This is a genomic window from Polyangium jinanense, from assembly GCF_028435365.1.
The window spans coordinates 16,699-41,613 of sequence record NZ_JAGTJJ010000003.1; the positions used below are offsets into that span (position 1 = coordinate 16,699).

Genomic DNA, 24,915 nt, shown 5'->3' on the forward strand with positions numbered 1-24,915 from the left:
CGGTTTGTCATGACTCACCCCGCACTCACTCCGGGCGCTGTCGCCGTCGTCACGGGCGGCGCCTCTGGCATTGGGCTCGCTGCGGCGAAAAAGTTCGCGTCGCTCGGCCTTCGTGTCTGCATCGTCGACCTCGGCGCCGATCGCCTCGCACGGGCGCGTGAGGCGGTCGTGGCGGTGGCGAAGGGCGGCGACGCCGACGTGATGACCTCCGAGACCGACGTCAGCCGCGTGGAGGCGCTCGTCGCGCTCGAAGACGCCGTCACCGCGCGGTTTGGCGGGACGAACGTTCTCATGAACAACGCCGGCATCGGGCCTCGAAGCACCGTGCTCGGACCTTGGGAGAGCTTTTCGCGGACGCTCGAGGTGAACCTCTATGGCGTCATTCACGGCACGCAGGTGTTCGTGCCCCGGATGCTCGAGCGAGGGCTTGCGGGCCTCGTGATCAACACCGGCTCCAAGCAAGGCATCACCACGCCGCCGGGCAACCCGGCGTACAACGTCTCCAAGGCCGGCGTGAAGGTTTTCACCGAGGCGCTCGAACACGAGCTTCGCAACACGCCAGGCTGTCAGATCCGGGCGCACTTGCTCATCCCAGGCTTCGTCTTCACCGAGCTTACCGCGTCCGGTCGGACCGAGAAGCCCGCGGGGGCGTGGACGCCGGAGCAGACGATCGACTTCATGATGGAGCGTCTTGGCCAGAATGAGTTCTACATTCTGTGCCCGGACAACGAGGTGCCGCGCGAGCTCGACGAGCGCCGTATCCTCTGGGCGGCCGGCGATATCGTCGAGAACCGCCCGCCGCTCTCGCGGTGGCACCCCGACTTCGCCGAGGCATTCAAGACGTTCGCCTCGGCGAAGAAATAGCACGGTGTCGTCGAGCGCGATCGCTCGTCGAACCTTGACGGCAACTTCACCTACACCGTAACCTTACGGATGCAACGCATCGGTGTTCGGGTTTCGGGGGGCTGACATGTTGAAGGACACGCCGTCGGGGAGCTCGTCCCATTTCGCCTCGGGAGCGTGGTCTGCTCTCGATGCGCTCACGGATCCGGTGGCGCTCGTCGACGCGCGTGGGGGAATTCGTTACGCCAACCTCGCCTGGTATCGGCTCGCCGACGACGCCGAGCCGGGGCCGCGGAGCCGCGAGCTCGCCACATCCACGCCCCCGGATGCGATGCTCGACATTCACGAGACGAACCGAGAGGCCATGCGCGCTGGCATCGCCGAGGTGATCGCGGGCAGACGCGCGCGCTTCGACCTGGAGCTCGGCACGTGCGTTGCGGCGGACGAGGCCGAGCGGTGGTTTTCGCTCGTCGTCACGCCGTGCCCGGTCGACCCGGAAGGCGGGGCGCTCGTCCATCTTCGCGACGTGACCGCGCAGAAAAAGACGGAGAGCGCGCTCCGCGCGAGCGAGGAAGGTTTGCTCTGGGCCCAGGAGATCGGAAGAATGGGCAACTGGGACTGGGACATTCCCACGGGGGGCTTGACCTGGTCCGACCAGATCTTCCGCATCTTTGGCTACGAGCCGCAGAAGTTCGACGTCAGCTATCAGGCGTTCGTGAACACGATTCACCCCGACGATCGCGACATGGTCGTGGTGGCCGTGAACAAGGCCGTGAACGAGCGCGCCCCTTACAGCATCGAGCACCGCATCGTGTTGCCGACGGGCGAGGTCCGCGTCGTCCACGAGCAGGGCAAAGTCTTCTACAGCGATTCGGGCGCGCCGCTGCGAATGCTCGGCACCGTGCAAGATGTCACGGAGCGCAAACAGTCCGCCGATATCATTCGCTTCCAGGCCGTGCAGCTCGAGCAAGAGCTCGCGGCGCGCGAGGAGGCCGAGCGGGCGCGTACGGCCTTGCAGGACGAGGTGATCCGCGTGCAGCGCGCGCTCCTCGAAGAGCTGTCCACGCCCCTCATCCCCATCCGCGAGGACATCATGGTGCTGCCGCTCATCGGCGCCATCGACGCTCGCCGCGCCGATCAGATGCTGGAGACGGTGCTGCATGCGGCCGTGGCGAAGCAGACGCGCGTCGTGATCATCGACATCACCGGCGTCAGGCAGGTGGATACCCACGTCGCCAATACGCTCATGCGCACGGCGCAGGCGCTCGGGCTCGTCGGCGCGCAGGTCGTGCTGACGGGGATCCGGTCGGACGTCGCTCGGACCTTGGTCGAGCTCGATGTGCCGCTCACATCGCTGGTCGTTCGTGGCACGCTGGCGAGCGGTATCGCCTACGCCACGGGTCAGGCCGGAAAACGGCGCTGACGCCGGCCGGATCGGCTCACATCTGCCGGCGTCGTCCCTTCGCCTCACGGCACGCCGGCGCCACGCCGAGCACCTTTTCGAGGGCCGCCTCTGCGATCCGACCGAGCGCCTCGCGCTCCATCCCCGTCTTTGCGAGGAACTCCATCCCCTGATGGACCGCGAGCAAGAGCCGCCCGAGCTCGCGCGCGTCGGTGTCCGGCGCAAGGTCGCCCTCGCCCCGCGCCTGCTCCACAAGCTCGACGAAGAGGTCCTCCAGGGCTGCGAACGTCTCCCGCGCCCGCGTCCGCACCTCGGGGTCGTGTGATGCGAGCTCCGCGGTGCTGTTGACCAGCAAACACCCGCGCGTATCGCCGAGGGTGGTTTCGGGCGGTCGAGCGGCGGCCTGGAAGAGGTTTCGCAGGCGGTCGATCGCCTTCGCCTCGCTGCCGAGCGCGGCGCGCATGACCTCGAGGCGCCAGGCGGCGTAGGCGTCGAGGACGGCGAGGAAGAGCTGGCGCTTGTCGCCGAACGCCGCGTAAAGACTGCCCTTTCCGAGCCCCGTCGCCCGCATCAGGTCGTCGAGCGACGTCGCCGCGTACCCCTTCTCCCAGAACTGGTCCCGCGCGGCCTCGAGCACCTGTTCCACCTCGAACTTACGTGGACGACCCATACTTCTCTCTATGGTACTTGACCGATCGGTCCACAAGTCTCATACTGGACCGAGTGGTCAACAACGCCGACACGAACGACCTCGTCGTCGGCGACCCAACCTACCACGTCGGCGCGCGTGCCCGGCGGACCAAACCGAACAAAGAAACTGGAGAATGATCATGGGCGCACTCGAAGGAAAAGTTGCCGTCGTCACGGGCGGGAGCACGGGCATCGGATTCGCCGCGGCCAAGCGATTCGCCGCGGAAGGCGCGCGCGTTTTCATCACGGGCCGGCGTCAAGCCGAGCTCGACGCGGCGGTCACGGCGATCGGGACGAGCGCCATCGGCGTCCGCGCCGATTCGGCGAACCTCGCGGATCTCGACCGGCTTTATGCCATCGTCGGCGAGCAGGCGGGCCGCATCGACGTGGTTTTCGCGAATGCCGGCGGCGGCGAATTCGCCCCGCTCGGCGCGATCACCGAGGAGCATTACGACAAAACATTCAATACGAACGTGAAGGGCGTGCTCTTCACGGTGCAGAAGGCATTGCCACTTCTCGTCGACGGCGGCTCGGTCATCCTGAATGCCTCGACCACGGCGACGATGGGCACCGAGGCGTTCAGCGTCTACAGCGCGACGAAAGCGGCCGTGCGCAATTTCGCGCGGAGCTGGATCCTCGACCTCAAAGCGCGTCGCATTCGCGTGAACGTGATCAGCCCCGGACCCATCAAGACCCCGGGCCTCGCGGGGATCGCGCCGACGGAAGAGCAGGCGAAGGCGCTCCTCCAGGGGCTCGCGACCGCGATCCCTCTCGGCCGGCTCGGCGATCCGGACGAGGTAGGCAAGGCCGCCGTGTTCCTCGCCTCCGACGCGAGCAGCTTCGTCAACGGCGCCGAGCTCTTCGTCGACGGCGGGTACGCGCAGATCTGAACCGCGTCGAGCCGCGTCGGGACCCTGCGTCGAGCGCTTGACGCCCCTGGATGGGTGAGGTGTCGTGATGCCCTCTCCATCGCAGACGGACAGGAGTGCGAGATGAGCGATCCCTCGGCGAGCACGTATCGCGCGTTTCTCGACAGCCAGGCGCGCGATCTGGCGCTTTCGGTGGCTCGTGATGCGATGACTGCAGACGCGCTCCTCGGCAAGGCGACGACGGCGGAGGTCGCTGCGTGGTCCGAGGCCGTCGTGGACGCGACGATCGGCGCGCTCGTCGGGGAAGACGGGGCCGCCGCGCGCGTCACGGCGGCTGCGCTGGACCTCGGGCGGCGCGGGGCGCCCGTCGACGAGGTGCTCCGCGTGCTTTCGGGGGCCCGGCGTCATTTCCAGCGCGCGCTCCGCGCCGGGCCTGCATCACCGCTCGATGCCGCGGCCTACGCCGACGCGCTCGACAGGCTGCTCGCTACGCACGATGAAGCGGCAAGCGCGCTCGCGCGATGCGCCGTCTCGGCCACCGACGCGGCTCGGTGCGATGGCGAAGCGCGTTTTCGCAGCCTGGTGAACGCCGTCAAGAGCGTCGTGGTGATCATCGGCGAGGACCACACCATTCTCGAATGGAACAGCGAGGCCGAGCGCCTCTACGGTTGGTCGAGGGACGAGATCCTCGGGAAAAACTACCTCGAATGGTTCGTCCCCGCGGAGGCGCGGGCCGCGGTCGCGGTCGACATGCGCAAGGTGCTCGGGGGCGAGGAGACGCGCGGCTTCGAGAACCCGATCACGTCGCGGGACGGGACCGTCCGTGTCCTGCAATGGAACGTCGGGCGCCTGCGCGACGGCGAGGGACGAGCGATCGCGGTCGTGGCCAGCGGCATCGACATCACCGACCACAAACGGGACCGCGAGGCGCTCGACCGGAGCGAGGGGATGCTGCACGCGGTCATGACGAACGCGCCCATCATGCTCTTCGTCAAGGATCTCGAAGGACGTTATACCTTGACGAACCGCGCCTTCGACGAGGGGATGGGCTTCGAGCCCAACTTCGCGATCGGCAAGGTGGACACCAAAGTCCTTCCGCCCGCCGTCCTCGCGAAGCATCGCGCGGATGACCAGAGAGTCTTCGACGCGGGCGGGCCGATCCAGATCGAAACGAACATTCCCACGAAAAATGGCGTGCGCGTCTTTCTCGGCTCCAAGTTCCCGCTGTTCGACACGAACGGCAAGGCGTATGCGATCTGCGGCATCGCGTCCGACATCACCGATCTGCGGCGCGCCGAGGCGGAGCAGGCGACGTTCCAGGTCCGGATCATCGAGGCGCAACGCGAGACCTTGCGCGAGCTGTCGACGCCGCTCTTGCCCATTGCCTCGGGCGTCGTGCTCATGCCGCTCGTCGGCGCCATCGACGAAAGCCGGGCGGCGCTCGTACTCGAGGCGCTGCTCCAGGGCGTGGTCGCGCATCGCGCCGAGGTCGCGATCCTCGACATCACCGGCGTTCGCACGGTGGACACGCCCGTCGCGCTCGGCCTCGTGCAGGCGGCGCAGGCGGCGGGGCTCCTCGGCGCGGACGTGGTCCTGACGGGCGTGCGCCCCGCGGCCGCGCGGACGCTCGTGGAGCTCGGCATCGATATGCGCGGCATCAAGACGGTGAGCACCCTGGAGCAAGGCGTCGCGCACGCCATCGGGCGTTCGGGCCGCAGCGCCCATGCGAAGGCGCCGGCGCGGTAGAGCTCATCCGCGAGCCTCGGCTCGCTCCACCAGCGCGAGAACCTCGTACGCCGCGACCGGCTCTTCCGGCAAACCGATCGGCGCGAGATACTCTTTCCGCAGCGCCTCCCCGTCCGCCTGCTCGACCACCAAAAACCCGGCTTCCTTCACGAATGCCGGCAGCTGCTCGGGCCGGATTCCCCACCGCATCTGCTCCCCGGCGAATCGCAGCGACGTGCGGATCAACCAATCCAGCGTCCCGAGGTGCGGCCGTCCGGCGTCGTCTCCGTCCACGTGCGAGAATGCCACGCGGCTCCCCGGCCCCGTGTGCTCGTGGACCGCCCGGAAAAACGCCTTCACGTCCTTCACGTCCAGATACATGAGCAGCCCCTCGGCCACGACCACGCTCCGCGCGTCGCTCCGCCACGGGGTCGCGCGCAAGATCTCGCCGAGGGATCGCTTGGAGAGATCTGCCGCGCAGATGTGCAGGTTCGTCCTTTCAAACCCGGCTCCGCGCACCCCCGCCCGCTTCGGCGCGGCCGTCGCCGGCGCATCGATCTCCACGCACGTCACCTCCGGATGACGCCTTGCGACGATCGTCGCCAGCGGATCGAATCCTGCGCCCACCACGAGAAGCTGCGTCGCGCCCGCCGCGATGGCTTCTTCCACGGCATCCGCCATCCATCGCTTTCGCAGCCCGAACCAGATGAGCTGCCCGCGGGCCGTCCATGCCTCCGCAATCTCGTAGAACCGCTGTGTCCACGGCGCGCGCATCATGTCGATCTGCCGCCGCCCGACGGCCCCGGATGCGCGCAGGATCGCCTCCACCGTGGTTGCCGCATCCGCGGGGAGCAGGCCTGCGAAGCGGGGCACGGCGTCGATCAGGATCAGGAATCGGGCGATCTTCTTGGCCGTCAGGCTCGGGCGCTCGTGGGGCATGACGTCCCCGAGCGTAGCACCTTCACCAATCGAGCCGCAGCCGCCCGTCCGTGTAGACCTGATTCGTTTTGCCGAGCTCCGTCGACCCGTTCTCGATCGACCGGTGCACGTTCTCCGCGGGCCGGAGCAGCGCGTCGCGGCCGAGATCAAAACGTTGACCTCGAACGATCACGCGATACGCCTTGTCGAGCGCGAGCGCGCGCTCGCGCGAGGGCAGGAGCAGGAACGCGAGATCCCGATCGCCGCCGGGCGCGGCGCGCCGCAGCTCGGATTCCGCGAGGGCTCCGCCGGGGAAGAAGCGCGCGAGCATCTCCTCGTTCGCGCGGAGCTCGTCGCCTCCGCCCACGCGACGCAGATACGTCAGCACCTCGGGCTCTGCATGTCCGAGCTCCGGTACGTCTTGCATGCCGCGCAGGTCTTGCATGCGAAACCCTTCCGCTCCCGGCACCTTGCGCGCGAACGCGAACGTCTGATCGACCGTCACCCCGAGCGCGGAATGACAGCCCATGCAGAATCGATGCTCCTCGTCGGTCGCGAGCCGCAGCCGCCCCTCGGCGTCCTCGATGAACCCCTGCAATTGCCAGCCGAACGCATTCCGCAGCCCGCTCGTCGCCGACCCCGTGTACACGGGCAGGAGCCCCTCGTCCTTCTCGTCCTGTTCTTTCTCGTAGGCCCGCAGGAGCGCCCATCGATCGAGCTTCAGCACCTTGCGTGAATATCGGAGCTCCTTCATGCGCCGCGCGACGTACCCGGGCGCGTCGGGATCCAGGTAGCGGACCGAATGCAAGAACTCCACGCCGCGCGGGTAGATCCCGCGTTCGAGCGGCTCGCTCGAAGCGCCGCCCGCGTACGTGCGTGGCAAGCGCCGCACGCGCGTCACGCCCGCGGAGAGCGCACCATCGCCGTCGAGATCCTCGCCGAGCAGACGCTCGTCCACCGGCTCGATCGTGCGATCGATCCGATCCGCCGGCGCATCCGGATCCGTCGTGATCGCGGCTTCGAGCAGCGACAGGTTCAGCGTGTAGATCGCGCGTGACGGCGCGCCGCGTTCGTCCTTGCGAAACGCCTCGGGCAAACGGATGAACACGTCGTCCGTGCTCCCGTTCGTGGGCCAGAACGTCCCGGGAAACGGCTTGAATCGGACGGCACGAAAGCCGCTCCCGTCCCGCGCAAAACCCTCGTCGTCGAAGCCGCGATCGAGATCGAGATCCGGCACGTAGCCTTCGTACCCGCGTGCGCCCGCGAGCGCGCGCCGGAGCGGCGTGTAGTTGTCCTCGCGCACGTAGCGGAGGATCTCCTCGTCCGACATCCGCGCGATCTCCGCGCTTCGATCGACGAACAGGTTCTCGTAGTGGTTCGTGAGGGCCGCGTCCGAGAACGCGTATTCCTCCTGCAAATGCGCATCCGCGCGCACGTTCGACCCGTGCGCGCTCGTGTGGCAGACCCAGCACGGGTTCGAGGTCCCGCCGGTCTTCGTGTAACAGAGCGGCGGCACCGAGGCCTCGGGGTTGTGCACGACCCCGCTGGCCTCGCGGGCGCGCGCGAGCGGGTCGTAAAGGCCCTCGGCGGCCCGCTCCTCGCGTCGAGCGCAGGCGCCCGCCACGAGGCCCACCAGGAGCCCGCAGACGAGTAAGGACGCGGCCGCGCGGCGCTTCACGGAGTCCCGTGTGGCCACAGGCTCGGCGCGTGCTCGCCCGGGTGCTGCACGCTCACGAACAGCGTGCGCATGTCCGCGGCGAGCGCCGGCCCCGTGGCCTCCGCGTCGCTCGGCAGCGCAGCGATGCGGAACGCCTTGCCGAACGTCGGCGACACGATGCCCGGCGCGCCCGCGGCGTGCGCGCGATCGAGGTCGAGAAAGTACACCGCATCGGCTCGTTCGTTCGTCGTGAAGTTCCCGTCCGTCCCGAACCACACGCCGCCCGCGCGATCGATCAGGATGTTGTCGGGGTTCGACGCATCGTACGGTCCCGTAGCATTCTTGCCGGCCCACACGCGGAAGAACGTGAACGTCGTCGACGCCGCGGGGCTCTTCGGATTCGCCTCCTGCATCGCGAACACGTTGCCGATCTTGTCGGGCCGCGCCACCGCGGCCTGCTCGTGCACGGCCGGATCGATCAGCCTGCCTGCCTGATCGAGCTGCGTCTTGTGCCCGTGGTTCGTGAACGACACGTAGATCCGCGGCGTGCCGCTCGGATCTCGCGGGTTGTACTCGACGTCCTCGGGCCGGTTCAGCTCCATGATCCCGACCTTCGCGCTCGCCGTGAACAGCACGCGGCGCACGTCGTCGTCGCTCGAGAAGCCGCCGAGCCCGTTGTAATCCATGTCGGAGAGCGCATCGCCCACGGTCTTGCCCGGCTCGCCGAGCGCGTCCGCGTTCGGAGCGATCGCCGTGCTCGCCGTGCCGAGCTCGATCCACTGCCCGATCCCCGGCTGTTCTTCCGTCGGCGCCTCGCCCGTCGCGAGCATCGTCACGCCCGTCGTGTTGTCGAGCCCGGCGAAGTGCGCGGCGTACACCTTCCCCGCGTCGAGCAGCGCGCGTATCTCGGCCCGTGTCATGCCGGGCTCGTAGACGTTTTTCGAAACGAACTTGTACACCCGGCCGCTGCGCCGATCTTCGCCCGCGTAGAGGACGATCGGCTCGTTCGGCAAGAGCTTCCAGTCCGCGTCGACCACGAACGTCGTGTTCTCCCATCGCGCGCGGCCCATCGCGCCGAGCTTCTTGTGCCCCACGCCCGGCGCGTTTTTCCCCTCGTACTCGTCGGGCGCTTTGCCCGGATCGATCTCCACGAGGTAGCCGTAGAGATCCTTCGCGTGGCGCGACTTCACGTCCGGCGACATCCCGAACCAGCTCGTCGGGCTCGGCGCCGGGTCGAACGTGATCGGCCCGCCGGGGTCCGCGCCTGCACCGCGGACGAGCTTCTGCTCGCCCGTCCAGAAGACCTCCATGTCCCCGTGGAAGTCCTGCACGTTCTCCTCCGCGGTGATCACCGTGCCCCATGGCGTCTGGCCGCCCGAGCAATCGGACATGATGCCGCTCACGACGCCGGGCGGGAGCGCGTGGCCTTCGTCATCGTGATCGACTTCGAGCGGCGTGAGCCCCGTGATGCGCGCGAGCGTCTTGCTCGTCGCGTCGTATCGAACGGCCCCAGCGCTGCGATCGACGCGCCACGCGCCCGAGGCTGGGTCCTGCACCACGTGAAACCACGATCCGCCGACCTGGCGCTTGTGCTCGCGCACGTACGTCGCGAGCGCCTCGGGAGGCCACCGGTTCGACGTCACGTCGTTCGTCAGCACCTTCTCGGCCGCGAGGTATTTCGCGAGCGTGAGGTGCTGTCCCGTCGGCGCCGTCGTCGACGTCGGCGGCTCATTCGAAACCGACTCGTGGTTCACCCACATCCACGCCGACGTGCTGCTGCCGTGCCATTGCGGCGGATCGCCGGGCACGTCGTTCCAGTGGTCGCCAAAAACCGCGATGTAATCGTCGTTCACCCCGAACCGCGGCGCCGCTGGGCTCCGATCGAACGTCAGCGGATCGAGCCACGACACCACCACGTTCGGCGAAAGCCCCGCGATCGCCCGCACGCTGTCCGTCGACGTATTCGCGAGCGGAAACTCCACGCCCTTCGGCAGCGTCCCTCGCGCGACCTGATCCACACGCATCCGGACGTAGTGCGCGAGATCCGTCGCGCCCGTGCCTGCATCGTCCGTGAACGCGAATGCGACGACGCTCGAGAGCGGCCGCCCGGCGAGCACACGCGCCGTCGCCGCGGTCCGGTCCGGACCCTCGCCGCCCTCGCAGGCCACGAATGCGACCGCGATCAGGACGCCGGCAGTCCCGAGAGCCTGGAAATGACGCTGCTCCCAGTGGCCCGTTTTTCCTCTCATTCGCCGTTTCCTCGGGCGGCGCTCGCGAATGCGGAGCGCGCGCGCCCGAGGATCTTGGCATTGTCGACGTGGGACACCAGCCGTTTTGCGGATCAGGCCGCTCGCCTTGTGAGCAGCGTATACGTGGCGTCCGCGCCCATGGTTTGGGCGTGGGTCGCGGCGTCGAGGCCGGCGACGTCGCGCCGCGTGGGGTCGGCGCCGCGCTCGATCAGCGCCTCGACGACCGTGCTGCGATTGAAGGCCGCGGCCCACATGAGCGGCGTCCGCCCGTCCGGCCCCGCCGCGTCCGGCTGCGCGCCGCAATCGAGCAGTGTCTGGATCACCTCCAGATCGCCCTTGAACGCGGCCCCATCGAGCGGCGACCAGCCGCGCGGATTCCGGAGCTCCGGATCCGCCCCGAGGAGCAGCAATGCCGTCACGGTTCCCGCGTGACCGTAATACGCCGCGAGCATCAGCAGGCTATCACCCTTCGCGTCGAGCACATCCGGTGAGCGACCTCCCAGCAATTCGACGAGCGGATCGGTTTTTCCAGCGCGGGCGAGGTGAGCGGCGCGCTCGCGTTCCTCGAAGGAGAGGTCGTTCATTGTGCCCCCTCCTTCGCTCCGCGCAGCGCGGCCACGGCGTTCTGCAGCTTGCGGCCGAGCTCCTCGTCCGCCTGCGCGAAATACCCGATCGACCGCTCGCTCACGTCCTCCCGGCTCACCTGCGCGAGGCTGCCCGCGAGGGTTTGCACGAGCCGCGCCTGCTCGTCCTCCTTCATCACACGATAAAGCGCTCCGGCCTGCACGAAATCGTCGTTCTCGACGTGCCGCGGGTGCGCTTGTGGCCCGGTATGCCCCGAGAGCGCGATGCCGACGTCGTACCGCTCGCCCGTCGGCGTCGCGCCGTCATGGCTGTTCGGCTGGTAGTTCTTTTCGCGGCCGCCATTGTCGTCGAAGCGCATCGCGCCGTCCCGCCCGTAGTTCCGCGCGCCGCCCGCCACGCCTTGCGGCGCGTTCACCGGCAGCCGCGTGTGGTTGATGCCGAGGCGATACCGCTGCGCGTCGCCGTATGCGAAAAGCCGCGCCTGCAGCATGCGATCGGGCGAAGGCCCGACGCCCGGCACCATGTTCCCCGGATCGAACGCGGATTGCTCGGTCTCGGCGAAGTAATTGTCCGGCAGCCTGTCGAGCACGAGCCTCCCGATCGGGATCAGCGGATAATCCTTGTACGGCCACACCTTCGTCACGTCGAACGGATCGAACCTGTACTTCGCGGCGTCCGCCTCCGGCATGATCTGCACCTTGAACGTCCAGCTCGGGTATTCACCGCGCGTGATGGCGTCGTAGAGATCCTTGTGGTGGAAGGAGTGATCCTTGCCGCCGATCGCCGCCGCCTGCTCGCTCGTGAGGCACTGGATGCCCTGATCCGTCTTGAAATGGAACTTCACCCAGAACTTCTCGCCATCCGCGTTCACCCACAGGAACGTGTGCGAGCCGAAGCCGTCCATGTGGCGCAGCGTCGCGGGAATGCCTCGATCGCCGTGCAGCCAGATGAACTGGTGCGTCGCCTCCGGCGTGTGCGAGAAGAAGTCCCACGCATTGTTGGGCTCCTGCCGGTTCGTGTACGGGTCGTACTTCTGCGAGTGAATGAAATCGGGAAACTTGATTCCATCCCGCAGGAAGAAGATCGGCGTGTTGTTCCCGACGATGTCCCAGTTCCCGTCCTCGGTGTAGAACTTCAATGCGAAACCACGCGGATCCCGCACGGTGTCCGGCGCGCCTTTCGAGCCCGCGACGGTCGAAAAACGCAAGAAAACGCGCGTCCGTTTGCCCACGGAGGAGAAGAGCTTGGCCTTCGTCCACCGCGGCACGTCGGGGTTCGTCACCTCGAAGTAGCCATAGGCGCCCGAGCCGACGGCGTGCACCACGCGCTCGGGGATTCGTTCGCGGTTGAAGCGGGCGAGCTTTTCGAGGAGGTAGTGGTCCTGCAAGAGCGTCGGCCCGGCGGCGCCCGCGGTCTGCGAATGCGCGTTGTCGATCACCAGCGCGCCACCCTCGGTCGTGAGAATGCGTTTCGTCATGGTAGCTCCCTCCTCGTTCGTGGAATACGAGAAGCGTACGTCCGCCCCGGGCCGGGGGGCCATGACATCGTTTCTATGGTCCTGATAGGACGAGCCTATCGGAGGGCGGCCTGGGCGCGCTCCGTGAGCAAGGTGTAGGCGCTGCGGAGTGTGTCGCCCACGGGGCGCAGCGTGCTCTCCAGGGCCGATCCGCGCCGCCAGACGAGGGCGAGCGTCCGCGCCGGGCTCCGGGACGCGAAGGGACGGATCCGCAGCGCGTCGCGCCGATTCTCGAGCGGCACGGCGAGGTTCGGCAGGAGCGTCACGCCCGCGCCCCCGGCGACCATCTGCGTGAGCGTCGCGAGGCTCGTCGCGCGAAACCCCGCCTCCTCGGCCCCGGCGCGCGAGCAAAACGAGAGGGCCTGATCCCGGAAGCAATGGCCGTCGTCGAGCAAGAGCACGCGCTCGCCTTCGAGCTCCTCGGGCTTCAGCGGCCGGCGAGATCCGGCGAGCGGATGCCCTGGCGCGGCCGCGAAGACGAACGGATCCTTGCCGAGCACCACGTGCGGCCGATCCCCGATATCGGCTTCCAGCGCTACGATCGCCCCGTCGAGCGCCCCTTGCCCGAGCATCTGCACGAGCGTCGACGTTTTTTCTTCGGTCCAGACGAACGTGAGCTTCGGATATCGCTCGCGCAGAACCGGCGCGATCTCCGGCAAGAGATAGGGTCCAATCGTGGGAATCACGCCGAGGCGCAGCGTCCCGGCGAACGGATCGCCGAAACGACGCGCCGTATCGACGAGATCGTCCGCGGCGACGAGTAGCGCGCGGGCGCGCGCGACGATCTCCGCGCCGGCGGCCGTCAGCGTGACCGTGCGCCGATCCCGCTCGAACAGGAGGATCCCGAGCGCCTCCTCGGCCTGCTGGATCTGCGCCGACAGCGAGGGCTGCGACACGTGGCAATCGTCCGCGGCCTTCCGAAAGCTCTTTCGATCCGCGACCGCGACCACGTACTGGAGTTGCCGCAGGGTCACGGGGTGAGGGGAAAGGCGCATGATAGGACGATCCTATCACTGAACCCCGCCAGACGCGACGCGGCCTCTCTACTTGCCGCCTTTCCCTTTGCGGGGCGGAATCCAGATGGGATTCCAGTTCCCGCCCGGAGAGCTCGTCAGCTTCGTCATTCCGCTCCCGTCGGCCCGCACGATCCAGATCTGCTGCTCCGATCCGCGGGTCACGGTCACGGCCAGGTATTGCCCGTCGGGCGACCACGCCGGCTCACCCACGTGCCCCGTGCCTCCCGGCGCTCGCACGAACGTTTCTTTCCCGTCCTCCATGGCGACGAGCCCCACGCGAGCCGACTCTTCGGGCACGCGCAGCGCATAGGCGATTCGTTTGCCCGTCGGGGACCAGGTCGGCTTTTCCTCCACGATCCGCGGCGCAGGCCGCATCTGCGTCAAACGTCGCGCCTCCCCGCCGGACGAGGGCATGAGCCATATGCGGTCCGCGCCCTCGCGATCACTCACGAAGACGAGCACCTTGCCGTCGGGCGAATACCGCGCGCCCCATTCGTCGCGCGGCGTGTTCGTCAGGCGGACGGGATCGCTCCCGTCGGGCCGGATGCGATAGAGCTCGGCCACGCGATCGCGGCTCGAAATGAACACGATCGCGTCGCCCTTCGGCGAGAACGCCGGCTCGAAATTCCCCTCGTCGTTTTTCGTGATGCGTCGAAAGCCGCTCCCGTCGCTGTTCACCCGGTACAGATCGGAAAAATGTGCCGGGTCCACCTTCCCGCCGTTCGACTCGTAGACGACGAAGCGCCCGTCCGGTGAGAATGTGGGAAAGCGTACGCGCCCTGCCAGTGGTCCGAGGGGTTTTGGGGGGCTTCCGTCGAGGGGTTGGAGCAGGAGTTGTTGGGGCCCTTCCTCGCCTTCGACGCGGATCGCGAGCAGCGCGCTGCCGTCGGGGGAGGCGGGGCCATTGTAATCGGCGTGCGGGCTCTTCGTGAGCCGCTCTTCCCCTTTGCCATCCGCGCCGATCACGTAGATCTCGCGGTTTCCATCGCGCTCCGAGATGAACGCGACTTTTCCTGCGATTTTTGGCCGCTCTTCGGGGGGTATTTCGTCTCCCGTCGCGTTTTTCGGCCCTGCCTCCGTCCTTTCCGCCGATTCCGGCGGCAATGGTTTGTCCTTGGTTGTCGGGACATCCGAATTGTTGCCGGTTGTCGGGACAGGTGGTTTTACCTCAATCGCGCCTGCGCTCGTGCCGGTCCCTGGCATTGCAGAATGCGACGGCAATGCGTTGTCCGGTTCTTTTTCTTTTTTCGAGCAGGACGGCGCCGCCGCGAGCAGGGCGAGGAGGGCGGGTGCGAGGCGGGAGAAGCGGGGCAGAAAATGATGCGGCATGCGTATTGGGGAGGGCCCGCGGCGCGCGTGACGCCGCGGGCCATGGAGAGGGGTTCAGCGAATCTGCACGGCGTCGGCGATGACGTAATAACCGGTCGTCGTCCAGCGCGAGACGGTGACCTTGTTCCAGCCTGCCGAGAAGTTGTACGTACCGATGAGCTGCCACGAGCCGCCGCCCGTCTGCTGATTCTTGCTCACCGTGCCGAGCTTCGTGCCGCTCGCGTTGAACATGACGTACGGCGTCGTCGTCGACCGGTCGGAGGCCGAGGTCCACCACGCGTAGACCTGCTTCGAGGCCGCCGCGGACAGGTAGAACTCGAACGTCGCGCCGTCGGAGATCGCCTCCGTGGGCGCGGCATAATAGCCCGTGCCGTAATACCCGGCGACGTTCGTGGACGAAGTCCAGTTCGCCGAGGGCGCCACGATGCGCGCGACCGCGCTGTTGTTGTTCGCGTTGTTGCTGTCGACCGTGATGTACGAGGCGCCGCCGCCACCACCACCGACGCAGGTGTTGATGCGGTTCATGTAATCGGCCCAGGGGAAATCGGTCCCGGGGTCGTTCGCCCGGTTCACCGGATCCGGCTGGTAATGGCCGATGATGTGCTGCCGATCGCGGATGATGTTCTGCCGCTTCACGATGTCGCAGGAGAGCTTCGCGGACGTCGCGACCTGGCCCTCCGTCCACTTGTTCGCGCCGGCGTACGGATACCCGCCGTGCTCGATGCCGACCGATCGCGGGTTCGTGGGCAGGCCATTCCAGCTCGCGCCGACGTGGTGCGCCGTGTTTGCCTCGTCGACGAGCGCCGAGACCTCGCTGCCGCTCTCGTTGACGACGTAATGCGCGCTCGTCTTGTACGGGTTCGTCGGGTACGGCGTCGTGAGCCAGCCCCAGCAGCCCGAATACCCGCCGGCGCAGGTGTGGACGACGAGTAGCTCGGCCTTGTACCCGCTGCGGCCCGAGGTGTAGTTCGACGAGGGCGCCGGGCGCCACACGGCGCCGGCATAAACGGCGTTCGCGGGCCCGGGTTTGCCGACGAACTGGGGCATCGGGAACTTCGGCGTCGCGTCGGGGTTCGGCGCCAGGATCTCGTCGATGCCGCTGTCCTCGGGCGCCGCGATGCCCTCGCGCAGGTGGCGATAGACCTCGTCATGGACGAAATGCGCCTGCGCGTCGAGGCTCGGATGGTTGAAGTACGCCGCCACCGCGGGCGCCCACGCGCCGATGTCTGCGCGGTCGAAGCCGAGCTCCTCGGCGTAGGCGTCGAGCAGCGCCGCTGCGGCCCGGATGTTGGCCTCGGGCTCGGTCTGGACCTCTTCCTCGCTCAGGCCCGCGCGCGCGGCGCCCTTCGTGAGCGCCTCGCCACGCAATGCCATCACGCCATACGCAGCCGGGACACCGTCGAACTCCGAGGTATCGCCGGGCACGTGATAAAGCTGCGTCTCGGTGTATCCGATCGCGATGAGGAGCGACGCCGGAACGGAAAACTCCTTCGCGGCGGCGTCGAAATGGGGCTGATAAGGGTGCATACCAGCGGTCGGGCTTACGGCCGCTTCACCGGGGTTGAGTGTGGTATCCACTTCGCCGGTGCCTTCCTCGCCGCCGCAGCCGGAGAGGACAGCGGAGGCAGAAAGCACGGGCGCGAACATCAGCAGGCAAAGCAGACGTCTCATGGCGTGAACCCTTCTTCGTTTCCGGGGTGGGATCGTGTGGGCCTTCGGGACGCGATGCCGAGGCAGGGATATGAAATGGAGGCGTACGTTGATTGGTCGCCGAGCGCAAGCGCGAGTCACCGCTTGGCGCGTCGCGTCTGTCCGGAGCAACGATGACGCGGGGCGTAACGCCCGAAAATCAGGTCATTCGAACTCGTCCGATATGAACATCTGTGTGGACAGGACGACCGTCCCCTTCTGAATCTTTCCAATCATGGTGAACAGGCTCGTCTTGCCGTCGCCGTCGAGGTCACCCTCGGCCGAGACTTCGAACCCGTCCTTGCCCGGATCGGGCCCGCCGCGCTTCGGTCCTTTGTAGTTCCCGCCCACACGGTATTCGTACTGGTACCGGATCGGCTGCACGAGCGAGACCTTGAGGCAACGCCAGCCCGAAGCCTCATCGCCCTGCTCGAAATCCTGCCCCGGTTTCCCCGAAGGCACATACGTCGTATCCCGGGGCACGACGCTCGGCACCGGCGTCGCCGATTTGCACAGCTTGTGCGTCACGGCCTTGGCATCGAGCTGCTCGCGCTCGTACGCGGCCACGGCCGCGCGGGCCATCATGCCGAGCGTATGCCTGGCCTCCGCGGCTTTCACGCGCGTCGTGTACCGCTTGACGGCGTTCACCGCGAGCGCCGCGCCGATCCCCAGAAGCTCCGCCGCGCCGTCCCCGGTCGCGGAGAGCTCGAGCCCACGATCACTCGGGAACAGTACGAGCGAGAGCATCGATCCGCCCCCGACCCGCGTGCCGGGCTTCGCGCCCGAGGTCGGATCGGCGATCAGCCGGGCGAGCGCCGGATCGAAGAAAAGCAGCATATGCGACGCGGCCTTCTCCTTCGCGCGCGCCGTGAGGAACGCTGGATTCGTAGCCAGCGTATTCGTGTCTTTCCCGAACCGCCGCACGGCATCGAGCGCGACCTTCTTGTTGCCGAGCCCGATGACGGCGAACCCCGGCCGCATTTCGATGTGGAGGATGGAGCCGTCCCCCGTATCCCGCGTGTACGTATCCCCTCTGAGCGTGTCCTTCTTGTCCGGCTTTATGCCCACCTGGAAACTCGAAAATGTTTTTTTCTGCGCGTCCGCATCCTTGGTCGCAATCACCACGAGCGCCGCCATGTCCTTCGCGGGGTCGTCGCTCGCGTCGTCGAACGAAAACGGCCGCTTCGGATCCCGGTACAATCCGACAACGATCTCACCGCCGAGCGCCTTTTCGAAATCCGCGAGCTCGATCCCGATGTTACCGAGCCCCCGCTTCAACATCTGCGCGAAATCAGGCGATATCGAGCGCCCGGCCACCTCCAGAACGTCCTCCACGGTTTTGCCGGACGAACGCTGCATCGACAAACCGATGGCAGCAAGCGCGCCTTCCGGCAGCTTCGGCATGAGCACCTGCGGCGCCGCGTCGAGCACCGAGCCGAGCGCCGGGAAACCGGGCCCATACCCCGAGAATCGCAGGTCGAGCCCGAGTCCCTGCGATTGCCCCACGAGCGCGACGAAGAGGCGCGAGCCCGGCTCGGGCGGCGATTTCGTGCCGGCTCCGAGGCCATGCAAATCGACTGCGATGAACGGATCACCCGCGCGCTCCTTGACGAGCAGCGCCGATCCCTCGACCGAGGGCGCGCGCCCATGACCGACCTCGAACGCATCACGGAGGTTCTCTTTTTGCAGGCACCCGACGAGCGCGCGTGACCCTTCGATCCACGCTCCGTGCATGACTTCGAGGCCCTTCGGCGAGCGGACGACGAAGAGGCCACGCTCCTTTTTCTCGGCCCCGAGCGCGTCGAGCGCCTTCGTCACGAGCGCCCCGTCGTTCATTCGGGCCGCATAACAAAACCTGTCCATCGGCTCGGACGGACCGCCGGGCGTGGCCGGACCCGCGAACACGACGGCGCCCTCGAATGATTTGACGAGGTCCGCGACGAGCGCCGGGTCGAGCCCGAGCTTGCCCGAGAGACCGCCCGCGAGCTCGGACAGGAGCCCCGCCCGGAGGGCCGGATCCATCGCGGCGAGCGCCTTCTCGGGCGGCGGCACGTTTGCCACGAGCACGGCGTCGCGTGGCACGAGGCGGAGGAGCGAATCGATCTTCTGCGGCGGCTCGAGCGCCGCGCCCTTGGCCGGCGCCGCGGTGGTGGTGGGCGCGGGCGGCGCGACCGCGACGTCCGTTTTCGCCCCCTCGCCGGTCTCGGGTGGCGTCTGCACGGCCGCGCCGCCGCACGAAACGAGGGCCGAGAGACCGGCCCCGAAAAACAGCCCACGGACACGCCGCATCGCCATACGAAATTTCTCCTCCAGGACCATGAGAGCATGAACGCCCCCATGTCGGCAAAAGGAGAATGGCGAGAACGAAGCGCCGATCTACCCCGCGAGCGCGGCCCGCACCCCATTCTCGAAGATGCGCAGGCCGAGGCCCGCGGCCGGGAGCGTTCCCGCGTCGCGTTGCCGGATCCAGTCGGGGTGATTCTCCGGGTAGAGATACGCGTCGGGGTGCGGCATGAGCCCGAAGATGCGTCCCGTGGGATCGCAGAGCCCCGCCATGCCGCCCGGCGAGCCGTTGGGGTTGTCCGGCCAGACCTCCGTCGGCGCCCCGCTCGCGTCCGCGTAACGCACGGGCACGAGGCGCGAGGCGAGGATCTCGTCGCGGAGTGATTCATCGAGGAAGAGCAGCTTGCCCTCGCCGTGGCGGCTCGGCATCTCGATCGTGGGGCCGATCCCGCGCGTCCACACGCAGGGGCTCGCGGGGTCGACGGCGAGCTTGACCCAGGTGTCGAAATACCCGAGCCGGTCGTTGTGCACGAGCGCCGCCTGCTGCGCGGCGAGCGGCGTGCCCCGCGCGCGGCTCACGCCCGGCAGGAGCCCCAGACAAACCAGCGTCTGGAATCCATTGCAGACCCCGAGCGCGAGCCCGCCGTCGTCGACGAACCGGCAGAGCGCCTCGCCGAGCCGGAATCGGAGGCGATTGGCGAACACGCGCCCGCTCTGGATGTGATCGCCGAAGGAAAAACCGCCGATGAACGCGAGGATGTGATACCCGGCGAGCGCATCGGCCTGCCCGCCGCGCTCCAGGATCTCGCTGAGGTGCACGAGGTCGACCCTCGCGCCCGCGCGGGAAAAACCGGCGGCCGTCTCGGCCTCGCAGTTCAGCCCGTAGCCCGTGAGCACGAGGACACGCACGTCGCGCGCCTCCTTCGGCGCGGGCTTTATGACGTCAGACGGCATGGGATTCCTCCTGGAAAGCGCGGCGGAGCGCGTTCGAACCGAGCTCGGCGAGTGTTTGTCCTCCATGACGAATACGTAAATACCCCCGTCCCGACGAACCTGGCTCGACCGTGCCGAGCCGGACGAGGGCATGTGGCGAGAGGTGCGCTTCGAGCGCGGCCGCGTCCTCGGCCCGGGTGCTGAGCAGGATGCGCCCCGTCGATTCGCTGAAGAGCGCGATCGCCGGGGAAAGCCCTGCGCCCACGCCATCGAGCGAGACCGACAAACCGAGCTCGCTCGCCATCACCATGTGCGCGAGCGCGACCGCGAGCCCGCCGCGCGAGAGCACGTGCGCCGAGCGAACGAGGCCCGCCTCGTGCGCCGCGGCGAATGCCTGATATCGCGCCGCGAAGCGCTCTGGGGCCGTGCGCGGGACGCCGTCGAGGGCGAGCCCGAGGAGCCGCGAAAGCTCGCTCTCGCCGCACGCGTCTTCGGTCTCGCCGAGCAAATACACGACGTCGCCCGGCGCACGCGGTGAAAGCGTGAGCGCGTGCTTTACGTCTTTCATTTGCCCCATGACGCTGACGAGCAGGGTCGGCGGCACGGAGATCTTCACGCCGCCCATGGTGGCGTCGTTCTTCATCGAGTCCTTGCCCGAGATGAGCGGCAGCCCGTACGCGACGCACGCCTCGTACAGGCCCTCGCACGCGCGCACGAGCTGCGCGAGCTTGTGCTCGCCGTCGGGCGTGGTCGCGCTCTTGATGGGGTCGGGCCAGCAGAAATTGTCGAGCGCGGCCATTCGATCGATCCGCGCGCCGGCGCAAAGGACGCGCCGCACGCCCTCGTCCGCGCAAGCGAGGGCCATCGCGTGCGTGTCGAGGTCGCTATAATGCGGGTGAATCCCCTCGCCGAGCACCACACCCTCGTCGCGCCCGTGCCGCACGCGCATGACCGTGGCCGTGGACGGTACGTCCCGAAAAACGCCCACGAAGGGTTTGACCACCGCGAGCCCCTTCACCTCGTGATCGTAATGCCGAGCGTACCGCTCGTCGCTGCGGATGTTCGGCTGCGCGAGCATCGAGACCACGAGGTCGTCGATCGGCCGCGCGGCGAGCGCCCTGTCGCGGTCCGCGGCGCTCGCGAACGCCCGCGTGGGCGGGCTCCAGCGCGCCGTCCGCACGACCTTCGGCAGCCCGCCGTGCAGGAACGCGAGCGGGAGATCACAGGCCTTCTCCTCGCCGTAACGCACGACGAGCCTGCCCGAGCTCGTAAAGGTGCCGATCTCGGTGGCCTCCACCTCGCGCCGCGCGGCGAGCGCGAGGAACGCGTCCAGTTTGTCCGGAGGCACGGCCACCGTCATGCGCTCCTGCGCCTCGCTGACGAGGATCTCCCAGGGCGCGAGGCCCGGGTATTTGAGCGGCACGCGCGCGAGGTCGATCTCCGCGCCGCCGGATGCCTCGGCCATCTCGCCGACGCTGCTCGAGAGCCCGCCGGCGCCGTTGTCGGTGATGCCGCTGTAGAGGCCCCGATCCCGCGCCTCGGCGAGCATGTCGAACATCATCTTCTGCGTGATCGGGTCGCCGATCTGCACCGCCTGGACGGGCGAGCTCTCATTGAGCTCGACGCTGGAGAACGTGGCGCCGTGAATGCCGTCCTTGCCCACGCGCCCGCCGATCATGACGATCCGGTCCCCGGGCGCGGTGAACTTTTCATGCGTGGGCCGGTCCGCCGTCTGCACGGGCATCGCCGCGACGGTCCCGCAATACACGAGCGGTTTGCCCACGAACCGGTCGTCGAAGAGCTCGAAGCCGCGCATGTACGGAATACCGGACTGATTGCCGCCGTCGATGACGCCGTGGTGCACGCCGTCGCGAATGCGCCGCGGGTGCATGAGGCCCTTCGGCAGCGTGGCGGTATGGTTTGGTTTGCCCAAACAATACCCCCACACGTTCGCGAGCAGGTCCGCGCCGAGCCCGCAGCCGAAGCTGTCGCGGTTGACGCCCACGATGCCGGTCATCGCGCCGCCGTACGGATCGAGCGCCGAGGGCGAGTTGTGCGTCTCGACCTTGTAGACGAGATGGCATTCGTCCGTGAATCGCACGACGCCCGCGTTGTCGCTGAAGACGGAGACCAGAAAATCGCCGCTGTCCCCGTCGATCCCGGACGACGCCCGGGCCTTGCGGACGTCCTCGGTCGCGGCGACGACGTACGTCTTGAAGACGCCCCGCTCGATGCGTCGAGTATTCCCCGCGGGGTCTGTGTACTCGATCGGCGCGTTGAAGATCTTGTGCTTGCAGTGCTCGCTCCACGTCTGCGCGATGCACTCGAGCTCGGCGTCGGTGGGCTCGCGGCCTTCCTTCTCGAAATGGGCGCGGGTCGCGTGCATCTCGGGCACGGAGAGCGCGAGGAGCCGCTCGCGCGAGAGCCGTTCGAGCGCCTCGTCGGAGAGGCCGCGCAGGGGGACGATCTCGGTCCGCGGCGCCCCGGTCGCGCCGGCGCGGGGAACGCCGAGGTCGGGCTTGCGCGGCGGCTCGTCGATGCGAATGCGCTGGATGAGCGGGTTGTGCAGGACCTCGGCCGCCGCGCGCTCGATGTCGGCCCGCAGAAGGCCCCAGACGAGGTACATCGTGCCCGTGTACACCTGGCCCGTGAGCGCGCGCCCGAGCGCGTCCTCGCACGCGGTCTTGACGCTCTTGCCGACCGCGTCCGTCACGCCGGGCAGAAAGGAGACGGTGAGGAGCACGGGCGGATCGCCGGGCTCGCCGTCGGGCAGCGCGCCGAGGGCCGCGACCTCGATCACGGGGTCGGCGATGGCGGCGAGGACCTTTTTGGCCTCGGCCTCGGATATGTCGAGATCACAGAGGTATACCTTGCGCGTGCGAATCCGCGCCGGGGAGAGGCCGAGCCAGGCCGAGAGCGTCTGCGCGGTTTTCGTGGCGAGCGCGTCCGGAACGGCCGGCCGGTTCTCGATCTCGAGCCGGTAGATGGGCATGGTGGGTGGGCTCCTCGTCCGCGCAGCCGTCTAGCACAACCTGGGGGATGTGGAAGGTTTGCGGGCGTGGCTTCGTTCGCTTCGCCAGGCGCCCGCGCGAGGCCCGAGCGCTCGCGCTTGGAAGGTCCTACGCAAAAGGATAATCTGCGGCGAAGGAGCGACCTCGTGCCTCGAACGATCCGGTGGGCCGCGTGTTTGCCCGTGCTCGCCTTGCCACGCGTGGCGCGGGCGGAGGTGCTCGACAAGGTCGCGCCGCCCTGGGAGCCGTTCGTCCTCGGCTGCACGCTCGTCGCGCTCGCCGTCACGGTCGCGCTCGCCCTCTCCGGCAAGAAGACGCTCCGCGCGGCCGGCTTCGTGGTCGCGCTGCTCTGGGCCGTTTATCGGATCGGAACGGATGAATGGTTTTCGGAGGACGTCGGCCCGCACATCCGCGTGGACCTGCCCGCAGGGGAGGCGCGGGTTTGGCTGGGCACGATCGTTTTGGAGGGGCTCGTGCCGCTCGTGGCCGTGCTCGTGATCGGCGCTGTCACCACCAGCCGATATCAGCGACCAGATCGCCCACGCTCCCGTGCCTGACGATGGCGCGGTTCTTCTTGATCTCGTAGGCCTTCGGCGACGCGTCCACGATGTCCTGCTCGAAGTGGTGCGCTTCGAGCTTGTACTTGCCCTCGCCGTGCATCAGGCCGCCCTTGAGCTTGATGTAGGTGGAGTGGAACCGCGATTCGAGGTCGACGATCTGCGTCGCCGAGATCTGCATGCCGAGCTCGAGGTGGACGGTTTTCACGGCGTGCTCATGGGACGCATCGAATGCCAGCGCGAGATGGGCGCCGACCGTGAGGAGCGCTTCGATGTCGGCCTTCGTGAACGTCTCGTAGATCGTGATTTTCGCCACTGGATCTCCTCCCTGAGTTCGTTTGGAACCCAAGCATCATGACACGAGGAGACCCGGCGTGGCAACCCGCCGAGAGCGCCGAGGCTACACGTCGCGCCCCTCCGCCTTCCGCGCGTCGAACCGCCGCGCGATCATCTCGAGATCGTGCCCCTTGAGCGCCGCCTCCAGCATCGGCGGGAGCGCATTCGGCGTGCACGCGAAACAAGGCACGCCGAGCTTCGCGAGTTTTTTCGCGAGCTCCGCGTCGTACATGGGCGTCCCCGAATCGTCGAGCGCGAGGAGGCACATCGCGCGCACGCCGCTCTGCACCATCTCCTCCATGCGCTTGACCATCTGCTCTTGATTGCCGCCCTCGTAAAGATCCGTCAGCAGAATGAAGAGCGTGCGGCGCGGGTTCGAGACGAGGCCCTGGCAATAACCGACCGCTCGATTGATGTCCGTCCCGCCGCCGAGCTGGATCCCGAAGATGAGATCCACCGGATCCACGAGCCGCGGCGTCAGATCCACGACCTCCGTGTCGAAGGCCACGACGTGCGTCTCCAGGGCCGGCAAGCTCGCCAGGATCGAGCCCATCACGCCGCCGTAGACAACGCTGCTCGCCATCGAGCCGGACTGGTCCATCGCCACGATCACGTTCCATTCGCGCCGCCGGTGCTGCCGGGCAAAAAAGAAGAAACGATCGGGGACGATCGTGCGTCGGTCCTTTTGATAGTTCTTGAGGTTTTTCCCGATCGTACGGCGCCAGTCGAGGTTCGGCAGGCTCGGAATGGGCTGGTGGCGCGAGCGGTCGAGCGCGCCGCGCACCGCGCGTTCGAGCTCGCCTTGCATTCGCTTTTTGATCTCCTCCACGACGGACCGGACGATTTCCCGCGCGGCGTCCTTGGCCCGGTCCGGGATCATGTCCTTCATCGTGAGCAGCGTGCCCACGAGCTCGACGCTCGGCGTGATCTGCGCGAGCGATTCGGGCTCGAAGAGTAGCTCTTTCCAGCCCTTCTTCTCGATTGCGTCCTGCTGGATGACCGCGACGACGTCCTGCTCGAAATACTTGCGCACGTCGCCGAGCCAAGCCGCGAGCTTCGGGCGGCTCGCGCCGAGCCCGGCGCTGCGCTTGGTGCTGCTGCCGCTGCCATTGCCCGGCTCGGTCTCCTCGATGTCGTACAGCGCGCCGAGCGCGGCGTCCATTTCCGCCATCTCGCGCGTGAGGAGCCCGCCGCCGCTGCCGGCGCCCATTCCTGCGCCTCCACCGCCGCGGATTTGATCCTCCACGCGCTTGCCGAGGATGAGCCGCCAGCGCTGGTGTCTATCGAACGTCATCGGTCCGGCGGGC

At 67.8% G+C, this 24,915-nt stretch carries 19 protein-coding genes; 5 read left to right on the top strand and 14 right to left on the bottom strand.

The genetic code is table 11. The annotated features are described in order from the left end of the window. The first annotated feature begins 9 nt into the window (after window positions 1-9). Both KEG57_RS09295 and KEG57_RS09300 read left to right on the top strand, forming a co-directional pair. The gene (locus KEG57_RS09295) at window positions 10-864 is read left to right on the top strand and encodes an SDR family NAD(P)-dependent oxidoreductase (RefSeq protein ID WP_272419288.1); all 855 of its coding nucleotides are present in this window, start codon (window positions 10-12) and stop codon (window positions 862-864) included. 106 nt (window positions 865-970) lie between these two features. Next, window positions 971-2,266: a PAS domain-containing protein gene (locus KEG57_RS09300; protein WP_272419291.1), complete on the top strand. Its 1,296-nt coding sequence runs from the start codon at window positions 971-973 to the stop codon at window positions 2,264-2,266. Between the two features lie 16 nt (window positions 2,267-2,282). Here the strand turns inward: KEG57_RS09300 and KEG57_RS09305 are convergent, their stop codons facing one another. Beyond that, the gene (locus tag KEG57_RS09305; RefSeq protein WP_272419292.1) at window positions 2,283-2,915 is read right to left on the bottom strand and encodes a TetR/AcrR family transcriptional regulator; all 633 of its coding nucleotides are present in this window, start codon (window positions 2,913-2,915) and stop codon (window positions 2,283-2,285) included. Window positions 2,916-3,075: 160 nt separating this feature from the next. On the opposite strand from KEG57_RS09305, the gene KEG57_RS09310 reads away from it, so the two are divergent. Together KEG57_RS09310 and KEG57_RS09315 are read left to right on the top strand one after the other, a co-directional pair. Next, complete coding sequence (locus tag KEG57_RS09310; RefSeq protein ID WP_272458375.1) at window positions 3,076-3,825, top strand: SDR family oxidoreductase; 750 nt, start codon at window positions 3,076-3,078, stop codon at window positions 3,823-3,825. A gap of 102 nt (window positions 3,826-3,927) precedes the next feature. After that, window positions 3,928-5,550, top strand: a complete 1,623-nt coding sequence (locus KEG57_RS09315) for a PAS domain S-box protein (protein WP_272419295.1) — start codon at window positions 3,928-3,930, stop codon at window positions 5,548-5,550. Window positions 5,551-5,553: 3 nt separating this feature from the next. On the opposite strand, the gene KEG57_RS09320 is transcribed toward KEG57_RS09315, so the two are convergent. From KEG57_RS09320 to KEG57_RS09370, 11 genes are all read right to left on the bottom strand, one after another. Further along, window positions 5,554-6,468 (bottom strand): class I SAM-dependent methyltransferase, encoded by a 915-nt coding sequence (locus KEG57_RS09320; RefSeq protein ID WP_272419296.1) that lies wholly within the window; start codon window positions 6,466-6,468, stop codon window positions 5,554-5,556. Between the two features lie 22 nt (window positions 6,469-6,490). Continuing rightward, on the bottom strand, window positions 6,491-8,125 hold the full coding sequence (locus tag KEG57_RS09325; RefSeq protein WP_272419297.1) for an Aq_1262 family (lipo)protein: 1,635 nt from the start codon (window positions 8,123-8,125) through the stop codon (window positions 6,491-6,493). Further along, on the bottom strand, window positions 8,122-10,353 hold the full coding sequence (locus tag KEG57_RS09330; RefSeq protein ID WP_272419298.1) for a PhoX family protein: 2,232 nt from the start codon (window positions 10,351-10,353) through the stop codon (window positions 8,122-8,124). Before KEG57_RS09330 ends, KEG57_RS09325 begins: the two co-directional genes overlap by 4 nt. A gap of 92 nt (window positions 10,354-10,445) precedes the next feature. Next, window positions 10,446-10,937: an ankyrin repeat domain-containing protein gene (locus KEG57_RS09335; RefSeq protein ID WP_272419299.1), complete on the bottom strand. Its 492-nt coding sequence runs from the start codon at window positions 10,935-10,937 to the stop codon at window positions 10,446-10,448. After that, window positions 10,934-12,415, bottom strand: a complete 1,482-nt coding sequence (locus KEG57_RS09340) for a catalase (protein ID WP_272419300.1) — start codon at window positions 12,413-12,415, stop codon at window positions 10,934-10,936. Before KEG57_RS09340 ends, KEG57_RS09335 begins: the two co-directional genes overlap by 4 nt. Window positions 12,416-12,510: 95 nt before the next feature. Continuing rightward, complete coding sequence (locus KEG57_RS09345) at window positions 12,511-13,449, bottom strand: LysR substrate-binding domain-containing protein (protein ID WP_272419301.1); 939 nt, start codon at window positions 13,447-13,449, stop codon at window positions 12,511-12,513. Between the two features lie 48 nt (window positions 13,450-13,497). Continuing rightward, window positions 13,498-14,799, bottom strand: coding sequence for a beta-propeller domain-containing protein (locus KEG57_RS09350; protein ID WP_272419303.1), 1,302 nt, complete (start codon window positions 14,797-14,799; stop codon window positions 13,498-13,500). A 54-nt stretch (window positions 14,800-14,853) separates the two neighbouring features. Next, a complete protein-coding gene (locus KEG57_RS09355) occupies window positions 14,854-16,470 on the bottom strand; it encodes a golvesin C-terminal-like domain-containing protein (RefSeq protein WP_272419304.1) in 1,617 nt (538 codons plus the stop codon). Between the two features lie 183 nt (window positions 16,471-16,653). Then, complete coding sequence (locus KEG57_RS09360; protein ID WP_272419305.1) at window positions 16,654-18,783, bottom strand: hypothetical protein; 2,130 nt, start codon at window positions 18,781-18,783, stop codon at window positions 16,654-16,656. A gap of 81 nt (window positions 18,784-18,864) precedes the next feature. Next, window positions 18,865-19,725, bottom strand: coding sequence for a phosphoribosylformylglycinamidine synthase subunit PurQ (locus KEG57_RS09365; RefSeq protein ID WP_272419306.1), 861 nt, complete (start codon window positions 19,723-19,725; stop codon window positions 18,865-18,867). Beyond that, window positions 19,715-22,696 (bottom strand): AIR synthase-related protein, encoded by a 2,982-nt coding sequence (locus tag KEG57_RS09370; protein WP_272419307.1) that lies wholly within the window; start codon window positions 22,694-22,696, stop codon window positions 19,715-19,717. Before KEG57_RS09370 ends, KEG57_RS09365 begins: the two co-directional genes overlap by 11 nt. A gap of 165 nt (window positions 22,697-22,861) precedes the next feature. On the opposite strand from KEG57_RS09370, the gene KEG57_RS09375 reads away from it, so the two are divergent. Beyond that, on the top strand, window positions 22,862-23,272 hold the full coding sequence (locus KEG57_RS09375; RefSeq protein WP_272419308.1) for a hypothetical protein: 411 nt from the start codon (window positions 22,862-22,864) through the stop codon (window positions 23,270-23,272). On the opposite strand, the gene KEG57_RS09380 is transcribed toward KEG57_RS09375, so the two are convergent. After that, window positions 23,223-23,588: a hypothetical protein gene (locus KEG57_RS09380; protein ID WP_272419309.1), complete on the bottom strand. Its 366-nt coding sequence runs from the start codon at window positions 23,586-23,588 to the stop codon at window positions 23,223-23,225. The two genes, KEG57_RS09375 and KEG57_RS09380, sit on opposite strands and share 50 nt — an antisense overlap. A gap of 84 nt (window positions 23,589-23,672) precedes the next feature. Beyond that, a complete protein-coding gene (locus KEG57_RS09385; RefSeq protein ID WP_272458376.1) occupies window positions 23,673-24,902 on the bottom strand; it encodes a VWA domain-containing protein in 1,230 nt (409 codons plus the stop codon). Between the last annotated feature and the right edge of the window lie 13 nt (window positions 24,903-24,915).